Below are 24898 nucleotides of genomic sequence, written 5' to 3'. Positions count from 1 at the left end.
TTATAAAGAATTTTTTCATTTTCCTTTTTCCCTCAATTTTGTTCTATATCTTCCTTTTAACTCGGTAGGGGATTTGGCTGATTGTTAATTAAATTTAATATAAGATTAACTAAGTTTTATTCAAGTTTTGGTGGTCAAATTAGACAGATCTAATGACTCGTCGCTTGTGTTGAGAGGCACGAAAACACACCAAATCTCTGATCATTGTCATATTTTTATAACCGAAACTAATATCCTGTATTGTGTTTACCATTGACGATTTTTTTAGCTCAATTTGGCAGTGTCTAAAATAATTGTTTTCCATTATTATGACTTCTTGATCATCTGATTACCCTTATTTGGTCAACCTCAGATGATAATAGAATCTCAGAAATCGCTATTTACTATTTAATCATTAAATAACCAATGTGAAAATAAATAGCATGCAAGGAACAAGAAAAATAGCATCTGAAGTCCTAGTATCTATAGCACTTGCGCTATTAGTAATATATCTTCTTGATGTCGCTGTTTCGATGATTAATCATTCAGAAGACGGCTTTTTGCCTCTCTCAGCCAAAGAAAGAGGAATGATTTTTGGCGGTGGATCGATTTTATTATTTGTAATTTCGTTTGGGATTGGAATAAATGTGGCATCTAGAATTCTAACTGTCCTATTAATCATAGGCGGTGCTATCATGGGTACTTCCGTAATGATATCGTCGTTTATTGTCCCGACACAAGATAGTAATAGCATGAATTCATCGTCCGATAGCGGACAATCGCAAGGAGTTTCACCTCAATTCATTGGAGTAATAGTAATAGGGTATTTTATTATGGGGATGGGAATCCTTAGGGTATTGAGGAAAAAATAGAACGTAGTAGCGTACTATCCTTCCGATTGTTTTGTATATTCCTAAATTAAAAGAGAGATACTGAATAATTATCTAAAATATGAAGATGATATATTATACAAACTTTCTCTATTTCCCATATAATGTCATTATTTCCAAAAATGTCGGATCACCCGTGCTGTATGTATCTATCTTTAGATTCCTTTAAACCTATATCCTGATCTCTGACTCTGGTCGTTTACTATTTATCATTGAAAAGATATAGTGGTAAATCCAACTCTCATAACTTACGACATCATATAGATTACCTAAAATAACATTTTTTGATATCATCAGTAGAATTTTCCATAATCTTTATGTGGTTATAACCCAAGATCATTAGTACTCATGACTCAAATAAATTGCAAGTATGTTTTTCAAAAATCATCAGGTCGCTAAATAAATAAAACTCAACCTGTATATGACTTCGTTGGTTATTGTGTACCTCTATTTGATAACAATAACTGTTATTTGTATTGGTGTAATAAGGTCAATCATCCGAACTATTGTATCAATGCATTACCAAGATCTTAAAACTCTCTTCCTATCATTGAATCTCTAGTGAAAAGTATAAGTACATAATTGTTACTTTGACTTCGAGAGGTTTTTTTTCTTTTCTACGATCATATTATTAGCTATGTTAATATAGTTTTCATCAATCTCAGTCCCAATATAGTTGATACCAAGTTCGATGCATGCTAATGCAGTATTACCTATACCCATAAAAGGATCATATACTATAAAATCTTTATTCAAATATCCATGTAGTTTGATACAAAGACTAGCTAGTTTCTCGGGAAAAATAGCTGGATGTGATCTACTTGATTGAATGGTGGGATAAGATATGAACCATACATTCCCTCTGTCTCTCTTATCCTGTTCCACTGATTTCCATCTTTTAATATTTGATTTATCTTGATAAGGAACACCTATTGATAGTTTTTCTAAATTTTGGGTTCCCGTTTTAGTAAAGTGAAAAATGTATTCATGTGTATTGGTTAAATATCGGTTACTTCTGATTGGTCTGAAATGACCTACCGAAAAACCGGTTTTGCAAATCTGATTATTATTCCCTATGTCTTCCTTTTCAATAGATATGGATTTAATCCAGTGAATGGTGTTTTGTAATTTATAGCCAGCAGAGATAAACTTGTTTAGGACAAGGAATGGAATTAGAGGTTCAGCTGAGGTTCCCCCGATATTGAGAAAAAAGGATCCATTAGGTTTTAAAATCCAAAAACTTTTTTGAGCTACCACAAGTAGCCAATCTAAGTAATCGTCAGTCTTTTTCGTATCGTGATAGGAACTATAGTTTTTTCCAATATTGTAAGGAGGCGAAGTAATGATTACGTCTATCTTAAATCTGTCCTCCTTTCTAACTTTTTCCATGAACAAATTACAATCTTCGCAATAGATCTGATTAATTGTAATCAATCTAGTCTAATATGCTATAACACTTTTAAAATTTTTTTACTAATCTTAGATGTTATTGTTATACAAGAGTAAAACTAATTTTAAGGCGGCCAGAGGACAACAATATCGGGGGTGGGTGTAAGTTTGTCTAATAGTTACATTAATGTCTCCACCCGTCATAGAAAATTTATTCTAATTGGTTTCGATGAAAAAATTAAATCACCATAGATAAAATTCCGTATTCAACTCAGCTAACACTGCCGTCACCACCACCACCATCACCACTACTTTAGTTGACTTCTGTATATTTCAAAAATGTCTTTGACTGTTGTAGCATCCTCTGCTGATTTGTCTTCCCTAATTTTTCCGGTAAACTTTGGAAATCTAAGTGCTAGACCATACCCGGACTTTATTCTATTAATTGCAGTTGTATAAACAGGGCTTAAAGTTATTTCAGGAGAAAGTATTTCTAGAACAATTTTGGGTTCAAACCATGTATCCATTTTTGTATTTCCAGATTCCACTCTGGAATGTTTATGTTTGATTACGTGCATGTTAAGCTTGTCTGTTATGTCTATGAGAACATTATCTGTAAATCCAGTTCCTACTTTGCATATAGTACAGAAGACATCTCTTTCTGCATCATATGTAGCCAACAGCAATGCTCCATATTTTCCAACCCTCCTTCCCTTGCCATGCAACGCCCCTACTATTACTAGATCAACCGAATCCGTAACTTCTCCAGAATACTCTTTCTTTAGTTTCATCCAAGCCCATTCTCTGGCTCCAGCCCTATACTGACTATTGGGATTCTTTACCATGATTCCTTCACAACCATTCTTGAGCGCCTTTTCGGTGTAGTTTTCTATTTCGTCAATTCTTGAAACTTTAATTTGATCTATCAGGATTATCTTATCACCCGTTTTCTGCGTACTAAATATTTCTTCAAGTAACCTTCTGCGTTCGGATAAGGGTACGTGAGTCTTGTCAAGGCCGTTATAGTACAACAAATCAAACAAATTCAATATTACTGGATAATCTAAGGTAATTTGTTGAATATTATACTTCCTTCTTCTTCGCATTAAGGCTTGAAATGGAAGGTACTTTTTGGTCGCAGGATCAATTGCAACAACTTCGCCCTCAGCTATCAAATCCTTGGTCTCAATTTCATCCAACGCCGATAGGATATCAGGAAAATTTGAGGTTACATTTTCTAGGCTCCTTGTGAATAGTTCTATCTTTTTTCCTTTTTTATGTATTTGAATTCTTTCACCATCGATCTTAAATTCTGCCAATGCATCGCCATTAATTTTTTCCAGAGCCTCCGATGGATTTGATACTCTTTCAGCAAGCATTGGTCGAATGGGAATAAATAAAGAAATCGAGATCGACTGGATATCCTCAATTGACCCTTTGGATAGTATTAATGCAATCTTTCCTAAATCACTAGAAACGTTATAGGCCCTTTCTAAAATTCGTCTGTTTTTCTTCTCTCCGGTGAAGGTTAGAGATATTGCATCAAGTAGAGTAAAGTTAGCTATACCCAGTCTCAAATTTCCCAGGATCAATTTGACTATAAATTTGGCTTCAAGATTGGAGGAGTTGTTCAACAAACTCACGATGAACCTGAGTTTAACGTCCAAAGAACCTGTCCCAGATGTATTGGCAATCTTTAGTAATGTTTCGAATAGGTATTCGATAGTTAGTAGTTGATGAATTAATGTGGTTTGTATTTTGTTCGTTAAGATATTGTAAGCGACTTCTCCCAAATCTCCTATATCAGAATATTTATTTTGAATGTAGGCAGGTGAATGACCACTTACAAGTGACAGAGATTTGATTATTAGTTTATCCGCAATTCCCAGATCACTCGATTCATAATCTGGTCCTAGTTTTCCTTGAATTAAATAAACTAATTTATCGATTATATCAGTAGGTGTTTTTTTTAATATTGATACTAGATGATCAGTAAGTTCCAACCTACTCGTGGTTTTCTCCATCATTGCAAAGGTTTCAGCTAGTTCTAGAAAATTCACTACAGAATCCTAATGAAATTAGATTATTATTTATTGTGACGGTATTATTGTTAAAAAGTGAACCTGTATTGATGTTTTCCGTACATATAGGTTGCTTGTTTTACTACAATAATAGCCATTTAGTAGGTTGATAGTTTTTATACGAAGTTGATACATGCTATTTCAATAGTATGAGTAGCGTAAGTGAGATAATGTCTTTTAGGGAGCCCTGGACAATTGCTGCGTATTCCAATAAGACTGCGCGTGATGTAGCTGCTATTCTAACCAAGAATCGTATAGGATCCTTAATTGTTATAGATAAGGACAATACCCCTGTCGGAATTATAACTGAAAGCGACTTGGTCAAACGTGTTTGTTTGGAGAATTATAATGCCGATAAAGTTCTCGTTGAAGAGATCATGTCTTCTCCACTAATTACTATCATGACATATGATTCAGTTGATACCGCATCAAGAATCATGCTTTCAAATAAGATCAAGCGACTACCTGTTTTAGAGGCCGATAACCGCATTATTGGGATAATAAGTGTTACTGATATTACACATCATCTTGCCAGAATACTGCTTGATGATTATAATAGGCATAGATCGTTGAAGAAAATCCTGGAAATGAACGATGTATCAAACTAGAAATAGATGTTTGAACTCTTCTATATCATATGTACGAGATCTGTACAACTCTGGTAATTCCTTCTAGCATTTTACAAAATAGAAGGAGTATTTTTTATAAATTTCAATCTTGTATTTCGATTGGCGAAGAGATAGACGACTGTCGTTGAAATCTCAAATTGTGAGTAGAGGTGTGGTGTAATTATTGGATGTTCTGTCCTTTCTTGATATTAATTTGTTGGTGGAGTTAAATCAAATCCGATATAGGGTTAGAATATCAACAACAGCAACTCCTGAGCAGTGATTCTTAATAATTGTCCTTGATACATACTCTAACTATGGAGATACAATATTAGAAAATCAAAATGGAGACTATAATACCATTGCACTTGTGCGAATACAATGTTGAATGGAAATGGTTAAATTATGTTCATATTTTTTATTAATAAAATGCCTTGGTAGCTCAGCCTGGCCAGAGCGTTGCCTTGGTAAGGCAAAGGTCGCGGGTTCAATTCCCGCCCAAGGCTTTCTTTGTAACCCAAAAGAAAGCCATTTTGAACTCCTTAGTGAACAAGTTAATGATGAAGTCATCTTACCAAATTCAGTAAGAAATTATTTTAACGATCACCTTGATTGGGAGGGGTATAAGCAATATTTAAAAAAGAATTTTAATCAACACACTTCTAAAGCACTATTCCCCAAATAGATTTCTTGTAAAATTAGATCTTTGTCGACTACCGGTCCGAATCTTTCAAATTGATCACACGTTTTCAACATTTTATCTCACCAAGCGGTATAGGCTAACGAAAATTCTTAGGTTTTGAACATCTCTGATCGTCTTGGACAGATATCTAAGATTTGATTTTTGTCCACCATCTGTCCTGCTTTGGTAATCTATCAATCAAAAATCCCGAAAATGTTTATATTGCCATATAAATATTTATTGATAATTTGAATAAGATAAACTCTTTTCCAAAACGAGGTCTTACGTTTTCTTATTGTTTGAGTGGTGTGTTAGTATTACTTTTAGTTAGCATGGGCGTGCCTGCTTCTAATGCCCAAAACTCGGGGGAAAATCTCCAATCCGCTGTACAGATATCAAAATCATCTACGAATTCCTATCAAATCGTAAATGAAACTGCATACATAAAACCATTTTTTGATACCTCGTATATAATTAGCGGGAGTAGTAACTTTTTGAATCACTCACAGAACATTATTAACTCTACAATTATTAATGACTTTCTTTCTTCACCTACTGCAGGCTATATAATGGAGCCAAATAATTCTTCTAATTCAACCGCCAATGCAACAAATGTATTGCCTGCCCTACCAAATCCTTTTGTTGATCAGGCAACGATCAGCGCTACGATCCAAAAACAACTGTTTGAAGCAATTAATTCTGCAGTAGATATTGATTATTCTGAAGTAGACATAAAGTGCACCTTTGAAAACAAGATCCAGGATTGGAATTGTGACGTGTATAGCCTACCAACCTAATTTTTGAATTTACTAAACAACTGTGATTCAAATCCAATCTCCTTCATCTTGATCCATAATCCTTATTCTTTTAGAATTTCCCTTATTCGATTTAAAATTGGTTTATATGTCGCATCTTCATCTAACGAGTATTTTGAGAAGAAAATTATCGAACAAAGTTCGCAATTTATAAGATTTAGTTAGATTTCTGGAAATATTTTTTTTATTCTAGGAACCACCTATAACTAATGGATATTTAAAAGATGTATACCCACCTGGAAAAGGATTTTGTTTTTTGCTCTGATATTGAAAATTAGTTAATTCATCATTTTTCAATAGTATTTCCCCTCAGTTTTCTTAAATTTAAATTTTAGAATGGATACTCCGATTAATTTCATGTTGATTTGATTTTGGAAAGTGAACGATTTATTAAACATTTTGACAAATCAATCACTCCGGGATTAAATTTCGGCTATATGCCTACTGATTAAAGGATTTACAATTCATGATATATATATTAGTGTTTCAAAATTAACCTTAGTTGGGCGGGGGTTGTAGAGCCTGGCCAAATAAATAATAATATTTTGGAGACGCGGGACTTAAGATCTATATAAGGGATCCCGTCTCTTAGGGGTCCGTGGGTTCAAATCCCACCCCCCGCACCTTTCTATATGGCTTTACTACCAGAATTGAGGCTCGGTCTTGTCTTCTAAATTTGCCTGGACTTGTCAAGTTACATGCCTTGCTTACAATTGTCACTTAATTTACAAAGACTATGAAAAGTTAATACAAATTTTTTAGCTTTACAATAAGTTATAATTGTATTAGAAACAAAACCTTTGAGATGCATACATTGACGCATCATTAAAGGTGAGCTGACGAGAATAGATCAACGATATAGGTTGTAATGCGTGTTCATATGACCTAACGCATAACTTTATGATTTTTTCAGGTCTTATTTCAGGGTCTTGTTCCTGTTACTCATGAGTTCGGTTTTGTCATTTTTCTTTTCTGGATTTATTGTAATCTACCATTAACTTTACTAAATTGGTATGGAACCTGTTATCGTTGGCAAGTTCAGGATGAAATGATGTTCCCAAGATGTTATTCTGCCTGACGGCTACGATCTTTTTATCATATTCTGCAATGATTTCTACATCATTACCGATCTCAGTTATGGCTGGACCTCTTATAAAAACTCCATTGAATTTTCTTTCTCCTAAATATGATATATCTAATTCAGACTCAAAGGATTCATGCTGACGTCCGAAGGCGTTACGTTCTATTGTAACGTCCAGAACTTTTAATAATGCTTGTTTTGTCTCGCCAATAGTTTTATCATATGCCTTATTCGATAGCATTATGAGTCCAGCACAAGTTCCTAATATTGGTAGGCCCTCTTGGATCTTTTTTCTGATTAAATCTGGTTGAACCCCCTTTAGGAATAAGAGCATACCTATTACTGTACTTTCACCTCCTGGAATAATTAGTCCATCAATTTCTTCTAAATCTTTTAAATCTTTCATATAGACTACCGTGCCTTCAATTTCTAGTTCTTTAAATGATTCCTTAATTGCGTTTGAATTTTCCTCAATATCGCCTTGAATGCTTAGAATACCTACTTTTAATAGGGAGTTCAAACTGCAGGTCCTCTCTCTTGCATTCGCAGATCCAAATTTTTTGTGTCTAATCCAATAAGTGACTTTTTTTCATCTACCATCTTTTGAGCCTCCAAAACCTCCTTTTCATTATCATAAAATGTAGTGGCCAATACAACCGCTCTTGCCCTTGAAGATGGGTCGTCTGATTTGAATATACCAGAACCAACGAAAACACCATCACAACCTAATTTCATCAGGAAAGAGGCATCAGCTGGAGTAGTAATACCACCAGCTGCAAAGTTTACTATGGGAAGCCTACCTAGTCTGCCCACTTCCGATGCTACCTCCATGGAAACCCTGTAATCCCTAGCGAGTTTTATTATTTCTTGATAATCGTTATCCAAATAGGCTGCCTTTAATAACCTTATTTCCTTATTCAATTTTCTAATATGATTAACCGCTTCAGCAACATTTCCGGTTCCGGGTTCACCTTTAGTTCTTATCATTGAAGCACCTTCCTCTATTCTTCGTAATGCCTCCCCCAAATTCTTTGCACCATTTACAAAAGGTGTAGTGAACTCCCACTTCCAAATGTGATTTTCTTCGTCAGCGGGAGTTAAAACTTCGCTCTCATCGATCATATCTACTCCACAAGTTTCGAGCATTTTGGCTTCGGAGTAATGACCTATTCTACATTTTGCCATGATAGGGATTGATACGGCATTCATTATCTCTTCGATCGTTTTTACTCCAGCTGTTCTTGCTACCCCTCCTGCTTTTCTAACATCATAAGGTAACTTGTCCAAAACCATCACAGCTACCGCTCCCGCTTCTTCTGCTATTTGAGCTTGTTCAACATTAGTAACATCCATAATTACTCCGTGTTTTTGCATGTGGGCAAAGCCCCTCTTTACCAAAATACTCCCTTTTACAACGGTGTTGTCTCCTTGTGTCGAGACCTTTTGACCCTTCATTTTCCTGTTTGCGGGTATTAATGAAATAGCCATGTTTTTTTATTAAATAAAACGCTATATAGGTATATTTTTTCAAAATGGGTTACATTTCAGATAAGAAAAATTTTGATTTTTGTTGTATAATCATTGAAAAGGATTTGTGATTTTGATTCAAAAATATTCAGATATCATAATTACAACGTGCTAGTTTTAAATCGTCAAACTCAATAGCAAAATTTAAAAAGGAACCGTCTTTATTACAAATAATGACTTTACCAAAAGGGTATAAACCTAGTGCACAAACTGGATCTGGTAGTAGTAATAGTGGTAGTAGTAATAGTGGTGGTGGCAGTAGTGGTTCATCAGGAGCAAGCAGAGACGAAATCGAGCGTATGATTGGCCGTAGAGTCGAAAATATGAGAGGTATTATAGTTTTGGGCTTTATATTATGTTGGGTGGCTACAGCTGGTGGTGTCTATGTTGGTGTTACTGTGTATCCATGGGCATATCCGTTACCAAGTGGTCTATATGCTCTATCTGTTTTGACCGTTATTGAAGTTTTGGGAATGATCTGGATGCTGAAAATAGCTGGTGAAAAACCAGTAAGGATGTAATATCCTACATTTTATCTTTTTAAGTTCAAAAATTATAGATATTATTAATAGTTTAGAAATAGTCATAATTAAATTATTTATTCAAGTAATTGTAGATTTTTAAAAAAATATACACAAAATCTTATATACTACCTATAAGAACAGCATAATAATGGTCTGGTTAAGACGTACAACTCACTATTTGTTCATAGTTGTTGTTGCAGTAAATAGTACGTTGCTTACAATCAACGCAGGAGATTATATCTTCTATACTGACTGGGCATGGACATCATTCGTCGTATTCTCGATTTCTCAATCCACAATGCTTGTGGTAGGAGCTATATACTATATGTTGTTTACCGGTGTCCCTGGCACGGCTACGTATTACGCAACTATTATGACGATTTATACATGGGTTGCCAAAGGAGCATGGTTCGCATTGGGATACCCGTACGATTTTGTCGTGGTTCCTGTTTGGATACCGTCTGCTATGTTATTGGATTTGGCGTACTGGGCAACAAGAAGAAACAAACACGCGGCTATATTAATTGGTGGTGTATTGGTAGGAATGTCACTCCCACTGTTTAATATGATTAACTTATTGCTGGTTGCTGACCCATTAGAAATGGCATTCAAATATCCTAGACCCACATTACCACCATACATGACTCCAATTGAACCACAGGTAGGAAAGTTCTATAACAGTCCTGTCGCGTTGGGAGCAGGAGCTGGAGCGGTGCTTTGTGTACCTATAGCGGCCTTGGGTGCAAAACTCAATACTTGGACTTACAGATGGATGGCTGCATGGAGTAAGTGGGACTAAACCCCTTTTTTTATTTTAAAAATCAGAATTTATAAAAAATTAAGAACCTATACGTAATATTAAAATTCTCAAAAATATTCTATAAGCCGAATTGTGGAAATGATTTTACTACCAAGTTATATTAGGTTATAGAAAGTTAGGTATAGTCTCTCACTGATTTGACTTTGTATTCTTATTTGTTGAAACAATATTGATAATCTAGTCATTTTGGATTGATTAATGGATTCCACTGGTACTATTGATCTTTTGTGTAATTAGTCCAAACAGCTTTAGAAAAGATGTGTGAATATTGCAATTTCTCTGAATTATTTTTAAAAGATATACAAAAAGAGAAATTAAACGATATTTGTGATACAAATAAGGTTGAATTTGTTGAGTGACCGTTTGATTTACATTTAAGTGGAATGGTATATAGATATATTAAGGGAAATTAAGTAAATGAATGTGTCTCAAGTGACACAGGTTAACTTTTCTCATAAATGCAAAATTAATTCCTACTATTGATAATAAAATTCAATCCAACGACCACCACCAGATCGTGACTATATACTATTGTAGTATGTGAATCAAGTTATAAAAGATAAATAGGTAAAAATCTCTTTTGTGTAATTAGTCTAAACAGCTTTATTTCTGTACATCTTATGTAAAGATGTCTTTTTCCATTTGTTATCTCACTATAGATTATCCAGGAAACGCACATTTTTCAAGTCATTCACCGGTCTTTCAGTCAAACAATTTGATGATATTTATAAAGTAATTTATCAAAATATCCTATCCAAAACACGAGATAAAGCGCTTATCTCAAAATAAGAGAGATAGAGAGAAAGAGCGTTGGGGCTGGCTGGTAGACGAAGTTTCAAACTGGATGTTAAAGACAGGGTTATCTATTATCATGGTCTTGGCATATTATCGTCCATATACCTCACACATACCTATATCTTGACAGGTTTTATGTTTGACCTTGGCTTTCTAGGAGTGGAAAAATACTTTCCTCAACAATAATCATCATTACCTATCAAGGAGGAGTAAGGTTGCCAGCTAACTGCAGAACAGAAAAAGAGTACAACAAGAACCATTCTGCGAAAAGAATAGTGGTAGAACATGTCATGCCATCTGCAGAATAAAAAGGTACAGAATAATGAATGATGTGTTTAGGAATAAGTTAAGAAAGTATGATGGAGTTTCAGAAATAGTTTCATGATTGGTAAACTACCAGATAATGAATACCTGTTAGTTACCAGATGGATTATAATGGTTAGAAGATATGATTAATCCCTGTTGATTACCCAGAAAATCTAATGTGCTCTGCTTAATGACATAAAAAAGACAAAAGAAAAGACAATACATATTCAAAATTTCTACATTAACTGGAAAGAAGACCGCATTTGGGATTCGATACCTCAGGATTTAGGACCATTGTTGCTACCCAAATACAAAAGACCTATTTAATCCCTGGACTAGCATACATTAGTCCAAGCATCTATATGCACGAAATAAACCTCCTTTTGGAGGCTTCATCTATACATTAGGTTTAGGGTTTTGATATCGCCCTTTCTATTGATTACATGACAAAAAGCATACCAAACTATTCATAATTATTCAATATATACATGTAGATATAACGAATCTCTATATAATATCGGTATCCTTGAATTTACGATATGAAATCTAATGGGCAAGCAACTATTGAATTTTTAGTTAGTTTGTACTAAGTATTCTGATTCAGGAATTAATGAAGAAAATTATAAAAAACACTCACTAATAACAGAAATTTACATAATATAGTCATATATTTTCAAAAACGCTAACATTGAGCAAAAGTATAGGAATTTCACACTGCAAGGCCACTATATGGTTTGAAGTGAAATTAAAACCATCAATCTAGGATTATATTATTTGCTATCAGGTCAGAGGATAATCTGGTAGTGTAAATTACTATATATATGAACTCAAATGACTTCGTGTAACTAAACTATGATGAGTTTAACTATGGCAAACCACTGATAATTGTGAAAATTTTTTCTATCTTGTATTAATATCTGTTTATACAGATTATTACATCGAGAGCATAATGATGCTTTAACAAGAATTAAAGTTTTAGTACGAAAATAGTAAAATGTGAAATTTGAAGAAGGACTAGAATTTAGTACCAGATTATTTTGTTCTAAGCTCATCGAGCAACCTGTCTATGTTGATATTTGGATTTCCGTTTTTATCTTTTATTCTTTGCAGTGCTGGTGGATATTCCTTGTAATTGTCAATTCTGCCTTGTAATCTTTCTTCATATGTAGGCGTATTCTTATTTTCATAAAATACCCCAACAGGAATTCTATTTTCCCATTCCTTTGATTTTTCTATAGCTTTGATTATCTTATTTGATGACTCCTCATCATTATCCACTACCCCGTTATACCCTTCTTCTTCTAGCTTGTATATCTTGGGAATTCTTATCGAAGGATTATTCTCATCTAGAGTAAAACTTTGATACCATTCCTTTGTGTTTATGTCATTGTAAGTAGGACAAGGCTGTAATACGTCAATAAAGGATAAACCCTCATGTTCAATTCCCTTCTTAATAACCTCCTTTAGATGTTTAATGTCATATGAGTATCCTCTTGCTATATAGGTGAAACCACTAATACAAGCCAATGCTATGGGATTAATACTATCATTTACATTGGGCTGAGGCAGAGATTTTGTCTTCATCCCTAATTTTAGAGTGGGTGATGCTTGTCCCTTGGTTAATCCATAAACCCCGTTATTATAAATAATATATGTGAGATCAATATTTCTTCTTCCTGAGTTTACAAAATGTCCAGAGCCTATTCCCAATCCATCTCCATCGCCACCAACAGCCAGAATTTTCAAATTCGGATTGGCCAATTTGGCTCCTTGAGCGAAAGGCAAGACTCTGCCATGTAGTGTGTGTATTCCAAATGTATTAATGAAATGAGGGGTTTTTCCCGAACATCCAATTCCAGAAAAAATTGCAGCTTGATGCGGAAGTATTTCTAATTCATAAAGAGACATTTGTATTGCATTAAGTATACCAAAGTCTCCACAACCTGCACACCAGTCATTATGAACTGGTGTCTTAAAATCGGCTAATTTATACTCCATCTGTTAATACCACTCTCCGATCTGATTGGTTATCTATTATGTTTAATAAAGAATTGTATATTTCGGTATGAGACATTGGCCTACCATTATATTTTAGTATGTTGTGATCTGATTGCAAGGTTGTATTTTGTTTTATTAGAACGTCCAATTGCGACAAATAGTTCATCTCAATAATTGTTATTATTGTTTCAATGTTGGAGATCTTGTTATCACCAGTATTCAATTTTTTCATTTTATTATTTACAATGTCTTCCAAAAGTTTTCCTGGAAAAGGATTTAATAATTTGATTTGAAGGTACAAGAATTGAGTTTTGTCATCTGATTCTGTTATTTTTTCTAATGAATCTAAAATTGCTCCTTTCGTAGATCCCCAACTAACTATTACGATTAATTTTTTTGCTTTACTGCTTATATTATTTTCAAATTCGATCACAATTTGTTCTTCTTTAGGAATTTTATTCTGAATTAATTCTAATTTGGATAATCTCTTTTCCATCATGCTGATCCTAGTCTCTGGGTCTTCAGTTATATGACCCATTTCATCATGTTCATCGCCCGTATTCCAGAATATACCATTTTCTGTGCCTAACGGTACTCGTATTGTAATCGGATCATCGTTCAATTCGAACCTTTTAAAGTGATCTGGAAAGCCTTGTTGTTTAATCTCTATCAAATTACCCTCTAATAATTTTCCCCTTTCTATCTTCAGATTTTTATATTCAAATGGGCTGCACGTAATAATGCTATTAGAAAGATACTTGTCTAACATATGAATAACTGGCGTCTGGAAAATATCTGCATAATTGAATACTCTAATCGTATCGTAAAAGCTTTCTTCGATGTCTCCAGACGAATAGACTATCCTAGGAAATTCACCATGTCCTGCATTAATTGCAAATAGTAGATCTCCTTGCTCTTGTCTTGTGGGTAGTCCAGTCGATGGTCCTGCACGTTGATACAAACTAACTAACAAAGGGACTTCATTTATTCCTGCCCATCCTAATGCTTCTGCCATCAAAGAAAACCCTGGACCTGAAGTAGTAGTACAGGCTCGTACACCGGTTAAAGCTGCTCCAATAGCCATAGTTATAGCGGCTATCTCATCTTCCGTTTGAATTACTGCCACTGATCCAATATCATTATCGTTTTGATCTATAATCTGGTTTGATTCTAGATATTCGCTGTCATCGGTAGCTGGCGTGATAGGATAGTATGTTTGAAATCTACAGCCGGCCACCATCTTTCCTAGAGGTGAAGTTTGATTTCCTTGTGCAATAATGGAATTGCTTTTAGCTTCATTCTGTATTTTTGATATAAATGAAAATTTTTCTGGGATCGCACCAAAGTTCTCCTTAACATACGAATAAGTGAAATTTGCCGCTTTCACATTGAGTTCTGCTATCTTTGGTTTGTTAGCAAAGGTATCTAGTATCCCTTGTTCCATAAGGGGAATATCAAAATCTAAAACCGCTAGTGAAGCTGCAAGTGACATTACGTTGGTAATCCTTGCTAATTTACTTAGGGAATGATCCTGAATAGCCTCAGAAAACTTGTTTATTAATTTAGTATATGGTAATTTTACCAGTATGACTTTCCTCTCTTTGAGCTCCTCAATTATTCCTGCAAGACTAAATTCTTTGTTATTGCTCTTTAAGATATGTGATATTCTCTTTTCGGATGATTTGTCCAAAGTGTGTATATCTTCAATTTTCTTTCCTACAACATCCGGATCATAAATTAATATTCCACCTTTCATTAAGAATGGAGAATGTCTTACTATAGTTTCAGCATCAAATGTTACAAGAATATCGATATCATCGACATGAGACCTTACAATTTGATTTGAAAATCTGACAGAAAAGTAACTATGTTCTCCTTTTATGTTTGAGTGGTATTCTCTCTTCCCGAATACATTTAGACCCGACATCGCTATAGATTTTAGAAATATGTGGGACGCTGAATCTACTCCGCTTCCTTGAGGCCCACCAATAACCCAAGAAATGGACTCTCTAGAAATAGCCATTAATAATATTAATATCTGCGCTTGTTCTTATTATAGTTTCAACCCATCTAAATTAAGAAGTTTGTTCAACCGCCAGTCATCGAATCATGAATACAACACTCACATTTATCTCCTCTTCCACAGTAAGGACATACGCACATGCATGCTTCAAGAACATTTCCACAAAGATCACACAACACTGTTTCTTCGCTTTCATCTAACTGGAAATCAGTTCCTTGATTCAATAGCCTATTTTAACCAGATCATCGTATTAATACTTATACTTAGTTTGAATAGAATTTGTTCAAAAACTTGTTAAATTTCCCAGGATATTTTGATTGTGTTAGATTATTTACACTATCTAGCTCGAGTGATAAAGTCTGGGTCTAGAATGAAGAAATGGATGTTCTGATATAACAATGAATCTCTAATGACTCCAATAGATTTAATTAATAAATCACAAAACTTTGTGCTTTGTATTTAGTATGATATTTCAAACACAAATTTCGCGAGGCCTCTAAAATTTAACTAGCTCACTGCACCTCAGATAAGATCCTAAATAGTGGTGGACAGTATCAATAATAAAGATAAGAATTACAAAAAGAAGTATCCAAGTTGGGTACATATCGCAATCATTCGTTGCAACTAAATCCCATCTAAAAATAAAGAAGGTTCGTACTACGATTCGAAAACCCTAGATTCATGATATTCGATATTTGCAATTAGAAATCAATCTTTTTCATGATTCTATTAACATCACTGGAATTTTCATTCTACCTGATTTTTCATCTTCTAATATGATTTAGGTGAAATGTCTGTGTATGTTATAGAATTTCGACAATGTTTGATTATTGTTATAAAAAATTGATGTTTAACGATTAGAGGATACAGCAAACTTTTTATCTATGTAAGAAGTTGAATCCCTAGATGAATAAGAAGAGCGGCAACAAACCCGCTATGGTGTTTCTAATTGTAACCTTTATCGCAGGAGCATCCATATTAGCTAGTATTATTGCACTACTTCCAATGGCTGATGGTCACGGAGTTCAAGCTCAGCTTCAAAGTAGATTCGTTAGAATCAACGATGAAGCTTTTTCAGCTCAATCTCTAAACACTGGTGACACATTGGTAGTTACAGGCGAACTTCAAAGTTTGGTAAATAGACCAATGAGAGGTTGGATATCACTTTTCAGTGAATCTACCAATGCTGGAAACAGATGGGAATTCGTTAGTCGAGATCCACCAGGAAACATCCTTGAAATTCAACCACAAGAAACCGTTCCATACCAAATTGAAGCAAAGGCATTAGAACCTGGGATTTATCACGTTCACACCCAACTCAATCTTGCAAACGTAGGTCCAGGTTTGGGTCCAGGTCAAACTATTCAGGTAGTTGGAGAACCAATACTTAAACCAATTCCGTGGAACAACATAATATATCAGAGCATAATTATTGCTGCTGGGCTTGGAGTAACATTTGCTACAAGGCCGTGGCAAGTAATTTAATCTATTTTTTTTTGTTTCATAATTCAAATCCTAAATTGTAATTTTATGGTAATAATCTTTTCAAAACTATTAATAAATAGTTGAACTTTGTAGCCCTTTTAACAATATTTTATTTATGGGAAAAAATTAATAATACTATTTTAGTCAAAATATTAAATCTTGCATAAGTTATGCTGTTACCTTATGCTTCCTTGATGCTCTTATGAGACGGATTTTATTCAAAATTGTAGTAAAAAAGTTCTTGCTTTCCATTTCTATGTATTTATTTTAACACAATTATTTTTAAATCTTTTGTGATAGCTATATAGTGAACCATCGGCTATACATGTGCTCAAAAATTAATAGAATTGGTATGAATTATCATGACTAAGAGAAATCTTTTTTTATTTAATGGTTAAGAAACTGTTATGCAAGAAGTGGTAAGTGAGATCATGTCTAGTCATGTTGTTACGATTAATTCTAATAAATCTGCATTAGATGCCGCTTTGCTTATGAAAGAAAAAAGGATCAGCTCCCTGATAGTTCAGGATGAAGATGAATTGCTCGGAATCATTACGGAACGAGACTTTGTTAAAAGGGTTTGTGCGAATGATAGGGTGTCATCAGAAGTGAAGATATCTGAATTAATGTCCAAGATTCAGACCTTTGCAGCACCAGATACTCCTGTGGATGTTGCGGTGCAACGAATGATCAATAATCGAATAAGACGATTGCCTGTTATATCAAACGGGAAAGTGATAGGGATAATCACTGTCACAGATTTAGCTAAAGAATTACGCAGGATCATGCTAACTCAAGGGATAGTCGAGCTGATTGATTAGATTGTTATTTATTTTATGTCAAGTGCCATTTCCTCTTATCACCAGTAACCCTTAATTTGTTATGCAACACCTTTGTATGCTGTATGATTAATTTTGATAAAAAGGTATTACTTAAAAAATGGGTACCAATCATTGTGATTATCTTTACAGTGTCCTTAGCACTAGGATTATTATTGGGGATCTCTGGGTCTCAGATTCTCTCAGCTGTTGTCATATCCTTAATTTTGATAACTTCTGCCATCTTGTTCCAAAAGGTGGGTCGAAATCGTTTTGACAACCAGAATGACAAAATGGGATTATCAAAATGTTTGTAAAGATTTTTCATATGTGGGCTGGCCTGCATTTCTTAATATGTAACCAGCAGAACACCATTTGCTAAATAATAATTGAAATGTTCCTTATCCTTCTAATGTCTAATATTCTAATAATTCTCATTTCTTTAGCCTGTATTACAGACTTTCAAGAAGCGTTTTCCATTAATGGAACTTCTAGTTTGAAGATATTGCAGAGCTATGCATTATCCAAGATAAATACCGATCGATTGAATGTGGGGCTCAACCCTTTATCTCTAAGCGATAATAAGGCTGCTCAATATCATGCATCTGAAATACTACAATCAGAGATTTTATCCCATTGGAGCAAGAACGGGTTGAAACCCTATATGCTGTATTCTTTACATAATGGCACAGGTTACGTACAGCAAAACATTGGTCAAATAAGCTATATCAATACCGATGATGTCATGAAAGGAATGACATCTCATTCTTTTTGTACCAGTGATTCAAGATTATACTGTGAGCCACTAGATCCTTTTGATGCAATTGATAAGCTAGAAAACTCTATGATGTTCGATGATTTCTTGTGCTGTCACGATGGTCATAAAAACAATATTTTGAACAAACTTCATACAAATGTAAGTATTGGGATAGCCTTTAATGAATATTATTTTGTTCTCGTTCAGAATTTTGAAAACAATTATCTGAGATATAATCTTTCAAATGAAAACGATGAGTATTTATTGGAAGCAAAAATGCTTGATCCAAAAAAAAATCTGCAATTAAGTCACATTTCATTCTATATTGACAACTTACCTAATGAGAGGGAGTACGAAGTGAACAAAAATAAATTAAACTATAGCATGGGGGACCTGGGACTAATCGTAAGTAAACCTTTAGAATTTTATGAACAGTATGTTCAACCAGAATCTTATCGTATAATTGAGGCGGAAAATTGGGATATTCTTGATGACAGAATAAATCTCTCATTTAAATTTCCTGACGATTTCGTTTTAAATGACAGGATAATTACCATGGTATTGTACGCCGCTAATAAGACTATGAATACTTCAACTCATGACACTGATGAAGGGACTTCTCCAAGAGAAGTAGTCCCCCTAACTTCATACGTCATCCACAATAAAGCTGTTCTGCGATTTGACTAGTGTAATTTTCTGTTTGGATTTGCTAATTTCTTTTACAAGTTTCTTTATTTTATTACTGCTTTAGATTTGCTCTCAAGTTTTGTCCATATACCATTCTGTCCACGTACGTCAGTCTGCATCCAATATCCAAAAAATAAAAAAGTGGTTGACAGGGGAGATTTATGACTACAAAAAGACTACAGTCTCTCAAGAAATGCATTTTTGTTTTACCCCTAATGACTACAAGCCATAGTTACCTAGTCCTGAATATTTATTGATCTAACTAAAATACTTTCAAGCTATTACAAGATAAAGTTCCTCTATGAAGAATTGAGGATTTGTGCTCTTTGTGATAAATCAAAATAATTATTGATGATTATTAGGATCAAATCATGTCCAATTATGTTTACACAATGTCTATTAAATAAGAAATAATTGCAATTAGATCACGAATAATCCTTTATTCTTAACCCTTGCAATTGACCAAAGTGGTTATGGGATTACCAGCTACGAATAACTAAAATATTGATCGGATTCGTATAATTAGCTAAACATACTATCGGATCAGATGCAATAAAAGGATACACTAGGATATCATTTAATTTTGTTCATCTCACTTATTTTGTCATTAACGAGATCAAATCCTTTTTGCCAGAATTCTTCTTTAGAGATGTCAATGCCCTCATTTAATAGTAAATCTTCAGGTTTTTTCGAGCCTCCCGATGACAGGATCCTAATGTATTTGGGTATGAATCCTCTACCCTCATTCTTGAATTGTTGATATAAAGACATTACTAGTAGATTTCCAAATGAATACGCATAGCAATAGAAGGGTGAATGATAAAAATGAGGAATGTATAGCCATTCGTATTTAAAATCATCGGATAACCTTAATGAATTTCCAAATTGTTCTTTTAAATTATCCATATAAATATCTGATAATTCGTCTATGTTTGTAGCACTATTTTTTCCGATCATTTCATGCGCTGAAATCTCAAAAATCGTAAAATAGGCTTGTCTCATAATCGTTGCGTAAAAGTCATCTATTTGTTCTGCTAACATGATTTTCTTATCTTTTTTCTTGACCTGATCCAAAAGCCGATCGTTGAGTATCATCTCTCCAAATACCGAAGCAGTTTCTGCTAATGGTAAGGAAGGATGTTGCACGCTAATCGGTTTATCCGCTGCAAGAACACTATGAATTGCATGCCCAAATTCATGCGCCATGGTTGAAATGTCCCTTAAAGTACCGTCAAAATTCAAGAGTACGAAAGGGTCGACTTTGGGACTTATTGTTGAACAAAAAGCTCCACCCTGTTTATTGTCTTGAAGCTTTGAATGGATATGTTTTTTAGTAACCAAACCTTGAACTATATTTTTGAACTCTGGATGAAAATCATCAAAAGCCTCTAAAACCATTTTAAGAGCCTCTCCAAAAGTAACTTTCTTCTGATTCTGTGTTTTTAGTGGTGCATAAAGATGATATCTCTCTAGTTTCTTAACCTTCAGTATCTTTGCCTTTTCCCTGAAATACTGGTGAAAGACTTTAGAATTAGATCTGCACACACTAAGAAGCGCCCTGATTGTCTCATCGCTAATATTGTTTGATAAGTTTCTTACAGAAATTGGTGTTGGAAAGCCTCGAAGTAAGATGTATTCATTATTCCAGTTTAAAATCCGGTTGATGTAAATCTCACCCAAAACTCCGCTATTTTTCTTGTACGTTGACAACAACGATTTATAGGCAGCAACTCTTTCAGAAGATCTAGAACTTCTCACCAAAGAAACCAGCTTTTCCTTGTTAGTAATAGTTTTTCTTATCTTTCTTGTTCCTCTTTCTTCTATATACTCAAACTCAAAACCATTTGTCATCCTATCATAAATCTTGATTAATGCACTTATCCCCGTAACATCTAGTATGTTTATTATCTTCTCTTCTGATTCATTCAGAGTATATTTTGACATGGAACGCTCATGAAGTAAATAATCTTTGTAAACATCTGGAACTCCCTTTGTTAAACGATCGGCATTTTCCTCGTCCAACACTTTCTTGAACCATAAATCAAAGAATAAAAGTTTGTTTGATATTTCTGAAGAAAAAATATTTATCTTTGTGACTAATGCACCAATATCATTTGAAGAGGTATCTTCAGCATACTTCAAATGAACGTACCCAGCAACATAACTTAAAGATTCTGCAATATCTTCAGAATCTTTAATTAATTTCAAAAAATCAGTTGTAGAAATGTTTTGTTCTAAAGATGACTTTTTCTCCTCAAAGTTTGTTACTTTAGTATTGATATCGCCAAGTGATTTGTTGAACTCATTCTTGATAGGATCCTTCAAGAGTTCTGACAAATCCCATGCTCCAGTTTTCATTTTTAATGTCTTTAACATGCTTTTACCTTGTATTCGTCGGGTTTATTTGTCTTTAAGAACACAAGTAAAGAATCAGGGTTATCCAATCATGTCTGCAATGTATATAATATTTATTGACTTTCTAGTTTCTAAAAATTTTTTTTTGTAGTAATTCATAAGCGCGTATTGCTTGGTCCTTTTCTAATATCAGGACGATTTCATTACTGCCAAAAAAAACGTTATTTAAAGTGATTTTATAATTGTTCAAAACATCAAATATACTAAATAACAGTTGTCTAATTCCAACTATATTATCGGAAAATAGAGATATTGTAATTCTTGACAATCCTGCAGTTATCTTACCATTACATTTTTCTGTTATGGATGAAATAATTTTTCTTGAATTAAACATATCTTCAGTTACTATCCTTATTTTTTCGGTTGTTCGTATCAAATTGTAATCGATCAAAGTTTCTTGTGTAAATTCATCTAACAAGTCATTTACATTCTTGAATGAATTTTGATTACCCAAGTCAATATCGATTATGCTTCCAGTCAGTTTCATCCTTGCGTCTTGGGAAGATATAGCTGATTTGTTCTCTTTAGATTCAATTCCAACTACATAATTTCCATTTGATTCATCCTCTACCCTTTGCTTTTCTAAATTTACTGATTTATTTATCAGATCTGCGAATCTTTTAATAGCCACTACAATAGTGCCTGTGTTAACTCTTGTTCCAGTAACTGCTTCTACGTCGGATTGTATCTTGTTGGCTATTGCAGTGTAATTAGCAATTCCGGATTTTACTGCTTTTAAGTATAAATCATTTGACAAGATAATCTCTTTTACAGCCTGTGGGACCGAGATGTCTCGGACGTACATTACATGTAATAAATGGTTCTCGAATAAAATAAACTTTACTAAGTATCCAAATAATTTATATAATGTACAAATCATTTCATGATGTAATGGGTTTGTAATGTGGTTATTTTGATTGTTTATCATGTTGAAAATTCTGTCTTTCTAAGTACGAGGTAAATTACTACGAAGAATACTATTGAAGTTCCCTTAAAAATAGCAGAAACCAAAATTAATTTTGTGGGCAAAGGCTTGGCCCTAGTGGATCCTAAAATACTTGGTGATCTTCAGCTAAATGTCGGGGATGTTTTGAAATTAAAAGGAAAAAAAGGTCTCACATATGTCAAACTGTCTGAAGGGTTATCATCAGATTATGGCAGGAGGATAATTCGAATTGATGGTTATACCCGAGGTATTCTGGAAAGTGGAATAGATGATCATATTATGGTTAGTCCGGTTGGAATTGTGAGTGTGGCTAAGGAAGTTCAGTTGATCCCATTGGAAGAGCTAGAGTATTCAGGGTTTAAGAATTCACTAGGTAGGCTGTTGGATGGACGGGTAATCTCCAGATCGGATACTATCCCAATTAATCTGGTTGGGAAAAAGATCATTTTTTTGGTAAATTTCTTGAATCCTAGTACTGGTCCTCTACTAGTAAAAACAACCACAAAATTTTCGATCGGTAGTTTTAAGAAGAATAGGTCCCATGCTTTTGAAAGAATTAATTATGAGGATATTGGCGGAATTAGAAGTTCAATTCTCAAAATACGTGAAATGATTGAATTGCCAATTAGGCATCCGGAATTATTCGAAAAATTAGGAATTGATGCACCCAAAGGTGTATTGTTGTATGGTCCACCAGGCACAGGAAAAACACTGCTTGCAAAAGCAGTTGCAAATGAAACAAACGCTTCCTTCTTTACCATAAGTGGGCCTGAGATAGTAAGCAAGTTTTATGGTGAAAGTGAGAAAAGACTGCGGGAGACCTTTGAACAAGCGCAAGAGAAATCTCCATCAATACTTTTTATTGATGAACTAGATTCTATCGCTCCAAAACGGGAGGATGTATCAGGTGAGGTTGAGAGACGTATAGTATCACAGCTTTTGACACTGATGGATGGGATAAATTCTAGGGGTAAGATTATTGTGATAGGTGCATCAAATAGACCAAATGCTATAGACCCCGCCCTTAGACGACCAGGGAGATTTGATAGAGAGATTGAAATAGGTATTCCTGATGATGCTGGAAGACTGGATATACTAAATATCCATACAAAGGGGATGCCCCTTGGTCGGGATGTTGACCTAGGACGGTTATCGAGACTAACACATGGATTTGTCGGTGCAGATTTGGAGGCCTTAACAAAAGAAGCTGCAATACGCTCACTAAGGCGTTTGATGCCACAAGTTAATATTGATCAAACCCCTATTCCACAAGATTTACTCGATAAAATAACGATCACTGATTCAGATTTTAATGATGCTTTGAAAGATGTTACTCCCTCAGCTAGCAGAGAGTTCTCTATCCAAAAACCAACTGTCAAGTGGAGCGAAATAGGTGGCTTGGATTCATTAAAAGAAGAGTTAGTAGACCTGATCGATTGGCTATTAAATCATTCTGAAATATATGAAATAGCCGGTATACGACCTCCAAAAGGCTTACTGTTATATGGAATGCCCGGAACAGGAAAGACTCTGTTGGCAAAGGCTGTCGCTTCAAATTCTGGTGCAAACTTTATCAGCATAAAGGGTGCCGAATTGTTATCTAAATGGGCCGGAGAATCTGAGAAGGCGATCCAGGAGGTTTTCAGAAAGGCTAGACAGCTAGCTCCGTGTTTTGTTTTTTTTGATGAATTTGACGCAATAGCACTTCAAAGGAAAACTGAGAGGGAGGGAACAGATTCATCTGCAAAAATGATGAGTCAAATTCTAACGGAGATGGATGGAATTGAAAATTTAGATGGTGTATTTGTCATTGGTGCTACCAATAGGATTGATTTGATAGATGGTGCTCTTTTGAGACCTGGACGCTTTGATAGGATCATAGAGATCCCTGTTCCAACAGTCGAATCCAGAAGACAAATTGTCAAGATACATCTTAAAAAAAAGCCTCTTGATGAAACAACCGTGACCATTGATAGAATTTTAAAATTAACTGATGGATTCACTGGTGCTCAAATTGAAGGCATGATTAATCATGCATCAATTTTAGCTCTAAGGGACTATCTAAGAAACCATAGAAAGGCCGAGGTAACTAATGCTAATACCATAAATAGGAAACTAAAAAAACAGGATTTAAAGAATTTTAGAATTACTTTTGAACATTTTAGATTAGCAAAAGAAAGTATTGTGACAAGCGCAAAGGGCCACAACATTATACGCTGAATCATTATTCTATGTCTTGTGTTAAATTCCATAAAAAATAGCCATGAGTTGA

19 protein-coding genes and 2 tRNA genes are annotated in these 24898 nt (G+C 34.4%); 12 read left to right on the top strand and 9 right to left on the bottom strand.

Annotated elements, in window-relative coordinates:
- Window positions 1-407: 407 nt before the first annotated feature.
- Window positions 408-851 carry a hypothetical protein gene (locus NMY3_RS14560; protein ID WP_196816537.1) on the top strand — a complete coding sequence of 148 codons (444 nt, stop codon included), beginning with the start codon at window positions 408-410 and terminating at the stop codon, window positions 849-851.
- A gap of 603 nt (window positions 852-1454) precedes the next feature.
- Here the strand turns inward: NMY3_RS14560 and NMY3_RS14555 are convergent.
- Window positions 1455-2258 (bottom strand): DNA-methyltransferase, encoded by an 804-nt coding sequence (locus tag NMY3_RS14555; protein ID WP_196816536.1) that lies wholly within the window; start codon window positions 2256-2258, stop codon window positions 1455-1457.
- Between the two features lie 308 nt (window positions 2259-2566).
- A complete protein-coding gene (locus NMY3_RS14550) occupies window positions 2567-4318 on the bottom strand; it encodes an ATP-dependent DNA ligase (RefSeq protein ID WP_196816535.1) in 1752 nt (583 codons plus the stop codon).
- A gap of 170 nt (window positions 4319-4488) precedes the next feature.
- Between NMY3_RS14550 and NMY3_RS14545 the strand changes: the two genes are divergently transcribed.
- From NMY3_RS14545 to NMY3_RS14530, 4 genes are all read left to right on the top strand, one after another.
- Entirely contained in the window at window positions 4489-4947 is a 459-nt protein-coding gene (locus NMY3_RS14545) for a CBS domain-containing protein (protein ID WP_196816534.1), read from the top strand.
- A 431-nt stretch (window positions 4948-5378) separates the two neighbouring features.
- Window positions 5379-5453, top strand: a tRNA-Thr gene (locus tag NMY3_RS14540).
- Window positions 5454-5877: 424 nt separating this feature from the next.
- Complete coding sequence (locus NMY3_RS14535) at window positions 5878-6426, top strand: hypothetical protein (protein ID WP_196816533.1); 549 nt, start codon at window positions 5878-5880, stop codon at window positions 6424-6426.
- 524 nt (window positions 6427-6950) lie between these two features.
- Window positions 6951-7067: transfer RNA gene (locus NMY3_RS14530), tRNA-Leu, on the top strand.
- A 336-nt stretch (window positions 7068-7403) separates the two neighbouring features.
- Here NMY3_RS14530 and pdxT read toward each other — a convergent pair.
- Window positions 7404-8045, bottom strand: coding sequence for a pyridoxal 5'-phosphate synthase glutaminase subunit PdxT (gene pdxT, locus NMY3_RS14525; protein WP_196816532.1), 642 nt, complete (start codon window positions 8043-8045; stop codon window positions 7404-7406).
- Window positions 8042-8980: a pyridoxal 5'-phosphate synthase lyase subunit PdxS gene (gene pdxS, locus NMY3_RS14520; RefSeq protein ID WP_231100424.1), complete on the bottom strand. Its 939-nt coding sequence runs from the start codon at window positions 8978-8980 to the stop codon at window positions 8042-8044. The genes pdxT and pdxS overlap by 4 nt, the downstream gene beginning before the upstream one ends.
- A gap of 245 nt (window positions 8981-9225) precedes the next feature.
- On the opposite strand from pdxS, the gene NMY3_RS14515 reads away from it, so the two are divergent.
- Window positions 9226-9573 carry a hypothetical protein gene (locus NMY3_RS14515; protein ID WP_196816530.1) on the top strand — a complete coding sequence of 116 codons (348 nt, stop codon included), beginning with the start codon at window positions 9226-9228 and terminating at the stop codon, window positions 9571-9573.
- 151 nt (window positions 9574-9724) lie between these two features.
- The gene (locus tag NMY3_RS14510; protein WP_134482982.1) at window positions 9725-10375 is read left to right on the top strand and encodes an ammonia monooxygenase; all 651 of its coding nucleotides are present in this window, start codon (window positions 9725-9727) and stop codon (window positions 10373-10375) included.
- 2154 nt (window positions 10376-12529) lie between these two features.
- On the opposite strand, the gene NMY3_RS14505 is transcribed toward NMY3_RS14510, so the two are convergent.
- The 3 genes from NMY3_RS14505 to NMY3_RS14495 form a co-directional block, all read right to left on the bottom strand.
- Window positions 12530-13495: a 2-oxoacid:ferredoxin oxidoreductase subunit beta gene (locus tag NMY3_RS14505; protein ID WP_196816529.1), complete on the bottom strand. Its 966-nt coding sequence runs from the start codon at window positions 13493-13495 to the stop codon at window positions 12530-12532.
- Window positions 13485-15518, bottom strand: a complete 2034-nt coding sequence (locus NMY3_RS14500) for a 2-oxoacid:acceptor oxidoreductase subunit alpha (RefSeq protein ID WP_196816528.1) — start codon at window positions 15516-15518, stop codon at window positions 13485-13487. Before NMY3_RS14500 ends, NMY3_RS14505 begins: the two co-directional genes overlap by 11 nt.
- A 65-nt stretch (window positions 15519-15583) precedes the next feature.
- A complete protein-coding gene (locus NMY3_RS14495; RefSeq protein WP_196816527.1) occupies window positions 15584-15742 on the bottom strand; it encodes a hypothetical protein in 159 nt (52 codons plus the stop codon).
- A 682-nt stretch (window positions 15743-16424) separates the two neighbouring features.
- Between NMY3_RS14495 and NMY3_RS14490 the strand changes: the two genes are divergently transcribed.
- The 4 genes from NMY3_RS14490 to NMY3_RS14475 all read left to right on the top strand — a co-directional run bounded on the left by NMY3_RS14490 (window position 16425) and on the right by NMY3_RS14475 (window position 19265).
- Window positions 16425-17003 (top strand): methane monooxygenase/ammonia monooxygenase subunit B, encoded by a 579-nt coding sequence (locus NMY3_RS14490; RefSeq protein WP_196816526.1) that lies wholly within the window; start codon window positions 16425-16427, stop codon window positions 17001-17003.
- A gap of 431 nt (window positions 17004-17434) precedes the next feature.
- A complete protein-coding gene (locus NMY3_RS14485; RefSeq protein WP_196816525.1) occupies window positions 17435-17824 on the top strand; it encodes a CBS domain-containing protein in 390 nt (129 codons plus the stop codon).
- Between the two features lie 83 nt (window positions 17825-17907).
- Window positions 17908-18138, top strand: coding sequence for a hypothetical protein (locus tag NMY3_RS14480; protein WP_196816524.1), 231 nt, complete (start codon window positions 17908-17910; stop codon window positions 18136-18138).
- Window positions 18139-18233: 95 nt separating this feature from the next.
- Window positions 18234-19265: a CAP domain-containing protein gene (locus tag NMY3_RS14475; RefSeq protein WP_196816523.1), complete on the top strand. Its 1032-nt coding sequence runs from the start codon at window positions 18234-18236 to the stop codon at window positions 19263-19265.
- 573 nt (window positions 19266-19838) lie between these two features.
- Here NMY3_RS14475 and NMY3_RS14470 read toward each other — a convergent pair.
- On the bottom strand, window positions 19839-21641 hold the full coding sequence (locus NMY3_RS14470) for a M3 family oligoendopeptidase (RefSeq protein WP_196816522.1): 1803 nt from the start codon (window positions 21639-21641) through the stop codon (window positions 19839-19841).
- A gap of 103 nt (window positions 21642-21744) precedes the next feature.
- Window positions 21745-22485, bottom strand: a complete 741-nt coding sequence (locus NMY3_RS14465) for a hypothetical protein (RefSeq protein WP_196816521.1) — start codon at window positions 22483-22485, stop codon at window positions 21745-21747.
- A 156-nt stretch (window positions 22486-22641) separates the two neighbouring features.
- On the opposite strand from NMY3_RS14465, the gene NMY3_RS14460 reads away from it, so the two are divergent.
- The gene (locus NMY3_RS14460) at window positions 22642-24846 is read left to right on the top strand and encodes a CDC48 family AAA ATPase (protein WP_320410469.1); all 2205 of its coding nucleotides are present in this window, start codon (window positions 22642-22644) and stop codon (window positions 24844-24846) included.
- Window positions 24847-24898 lie beyond the last annotated feature (52 nt).

The organism is Candidatus Nitrosocosmicus oleophilus, from assembly GCF_000802205.1.
GTDB lineage: Archaea > Thermoproteota > Nitrososphaeria > Nitrososphaerales > Nitrososphaeraceae > Nitrosocosmicus > Nitrosocosmicus oleophilus.
This window is presented reverse-complemented; position numbering and strand designations above follow the sequence as displayed.

Bases quoted from the DNA above. Each gene is read 5' to 3' on its own strand.
- NMY3_RS14555 (WP_196816536.1), bottom strand. From the start codon at position 2,258: ATGGAAAAAGTTAGAAAGGAGGACAGATTTAAGATAGACGTAATCATT.
- NMY3_RS14545 (WP_196816534.1), top strand. From the start codon at position 4,489: ATGAGTAGCGTAAGTGAGATAATGTCTTTTAGGGAGCCCTGGACAATT.
- pdxS (WP_231100424.1), bottom strand. From the start codon at position 8,980: ATGAAGGGTCAAAAGGTCTCGACACAAGGAGACAACACCGTTGTAAAA.
- NMY3_RS14515 (WP_196816530.1), top strand. From the start codon at position 9,226: ATGACTTTACCAAAAGGGTATAAACCTAGTGCACAAACTGGATCTGGT.
- NMY3_RS14510 (WP_134482982.1), top strand. From the start codon at position 9,725: ATGGTCTGGTTAAGACGTACAACTCACTATTTGTTCATAGTTGTTGTT.
- NMY3_RS14505 (WP_196816529.1), bottom strand. From the start codon at position 13,495: ATGGAGTATAAATTAGCCGATTTTAAGACACCAGTTCATAATGACTGG.
- NMY3_RS14500 (WP_196816528.1), bottom strand. From the start codon at position 15,518: ATGGCTATTTCTAGAGAGTCCATTTCTTGGGTTATTGGTGGGCCTCAA.
- NMY3_RS14490 (WP_196816526.1), top strand. From the start codon at position 16,425: ATGAATAAGAAGAGCGGCAACAAACCCGCTATGGTGTTTCTAATTGTA.
- NMY3_RS14485 (WP_196816525.1), top strand. From the start codon at position 17,435: ATGTCTAGTCATGTTGTTACGATTAATTCTAATAAATCTGCATTAGAT.
- NMY3_RS14480 (WP_196816524.1), top strand. From the start codon at position 17,908: ATGATTAATTTTGATAAAAAGGTATTACTTAAAAAATGGGTACCAATC.
- NMY3_RS14475 (WP_196816523.1), top strand. From the start codon at position 18,234: ATGTCTAATATTCTAATAATTCTCATTTCTTTAGCCTGTATTACAGAC.
- NMY3_RS14470 (WP_196816522.1), bottom strand. From the start codon at position 21,641: ATGTTAAAGACATTAAAAATGAAAACTGGAGCATGGGATTTGTCAGAA.
- NMY3_RS14465 (WP_196816521.1), bottom strand. From the start codon at position 22,485: ATGTACGTCCGAGACATCTCGGTCCCACAGGCTGTAAAAGAGATTATC.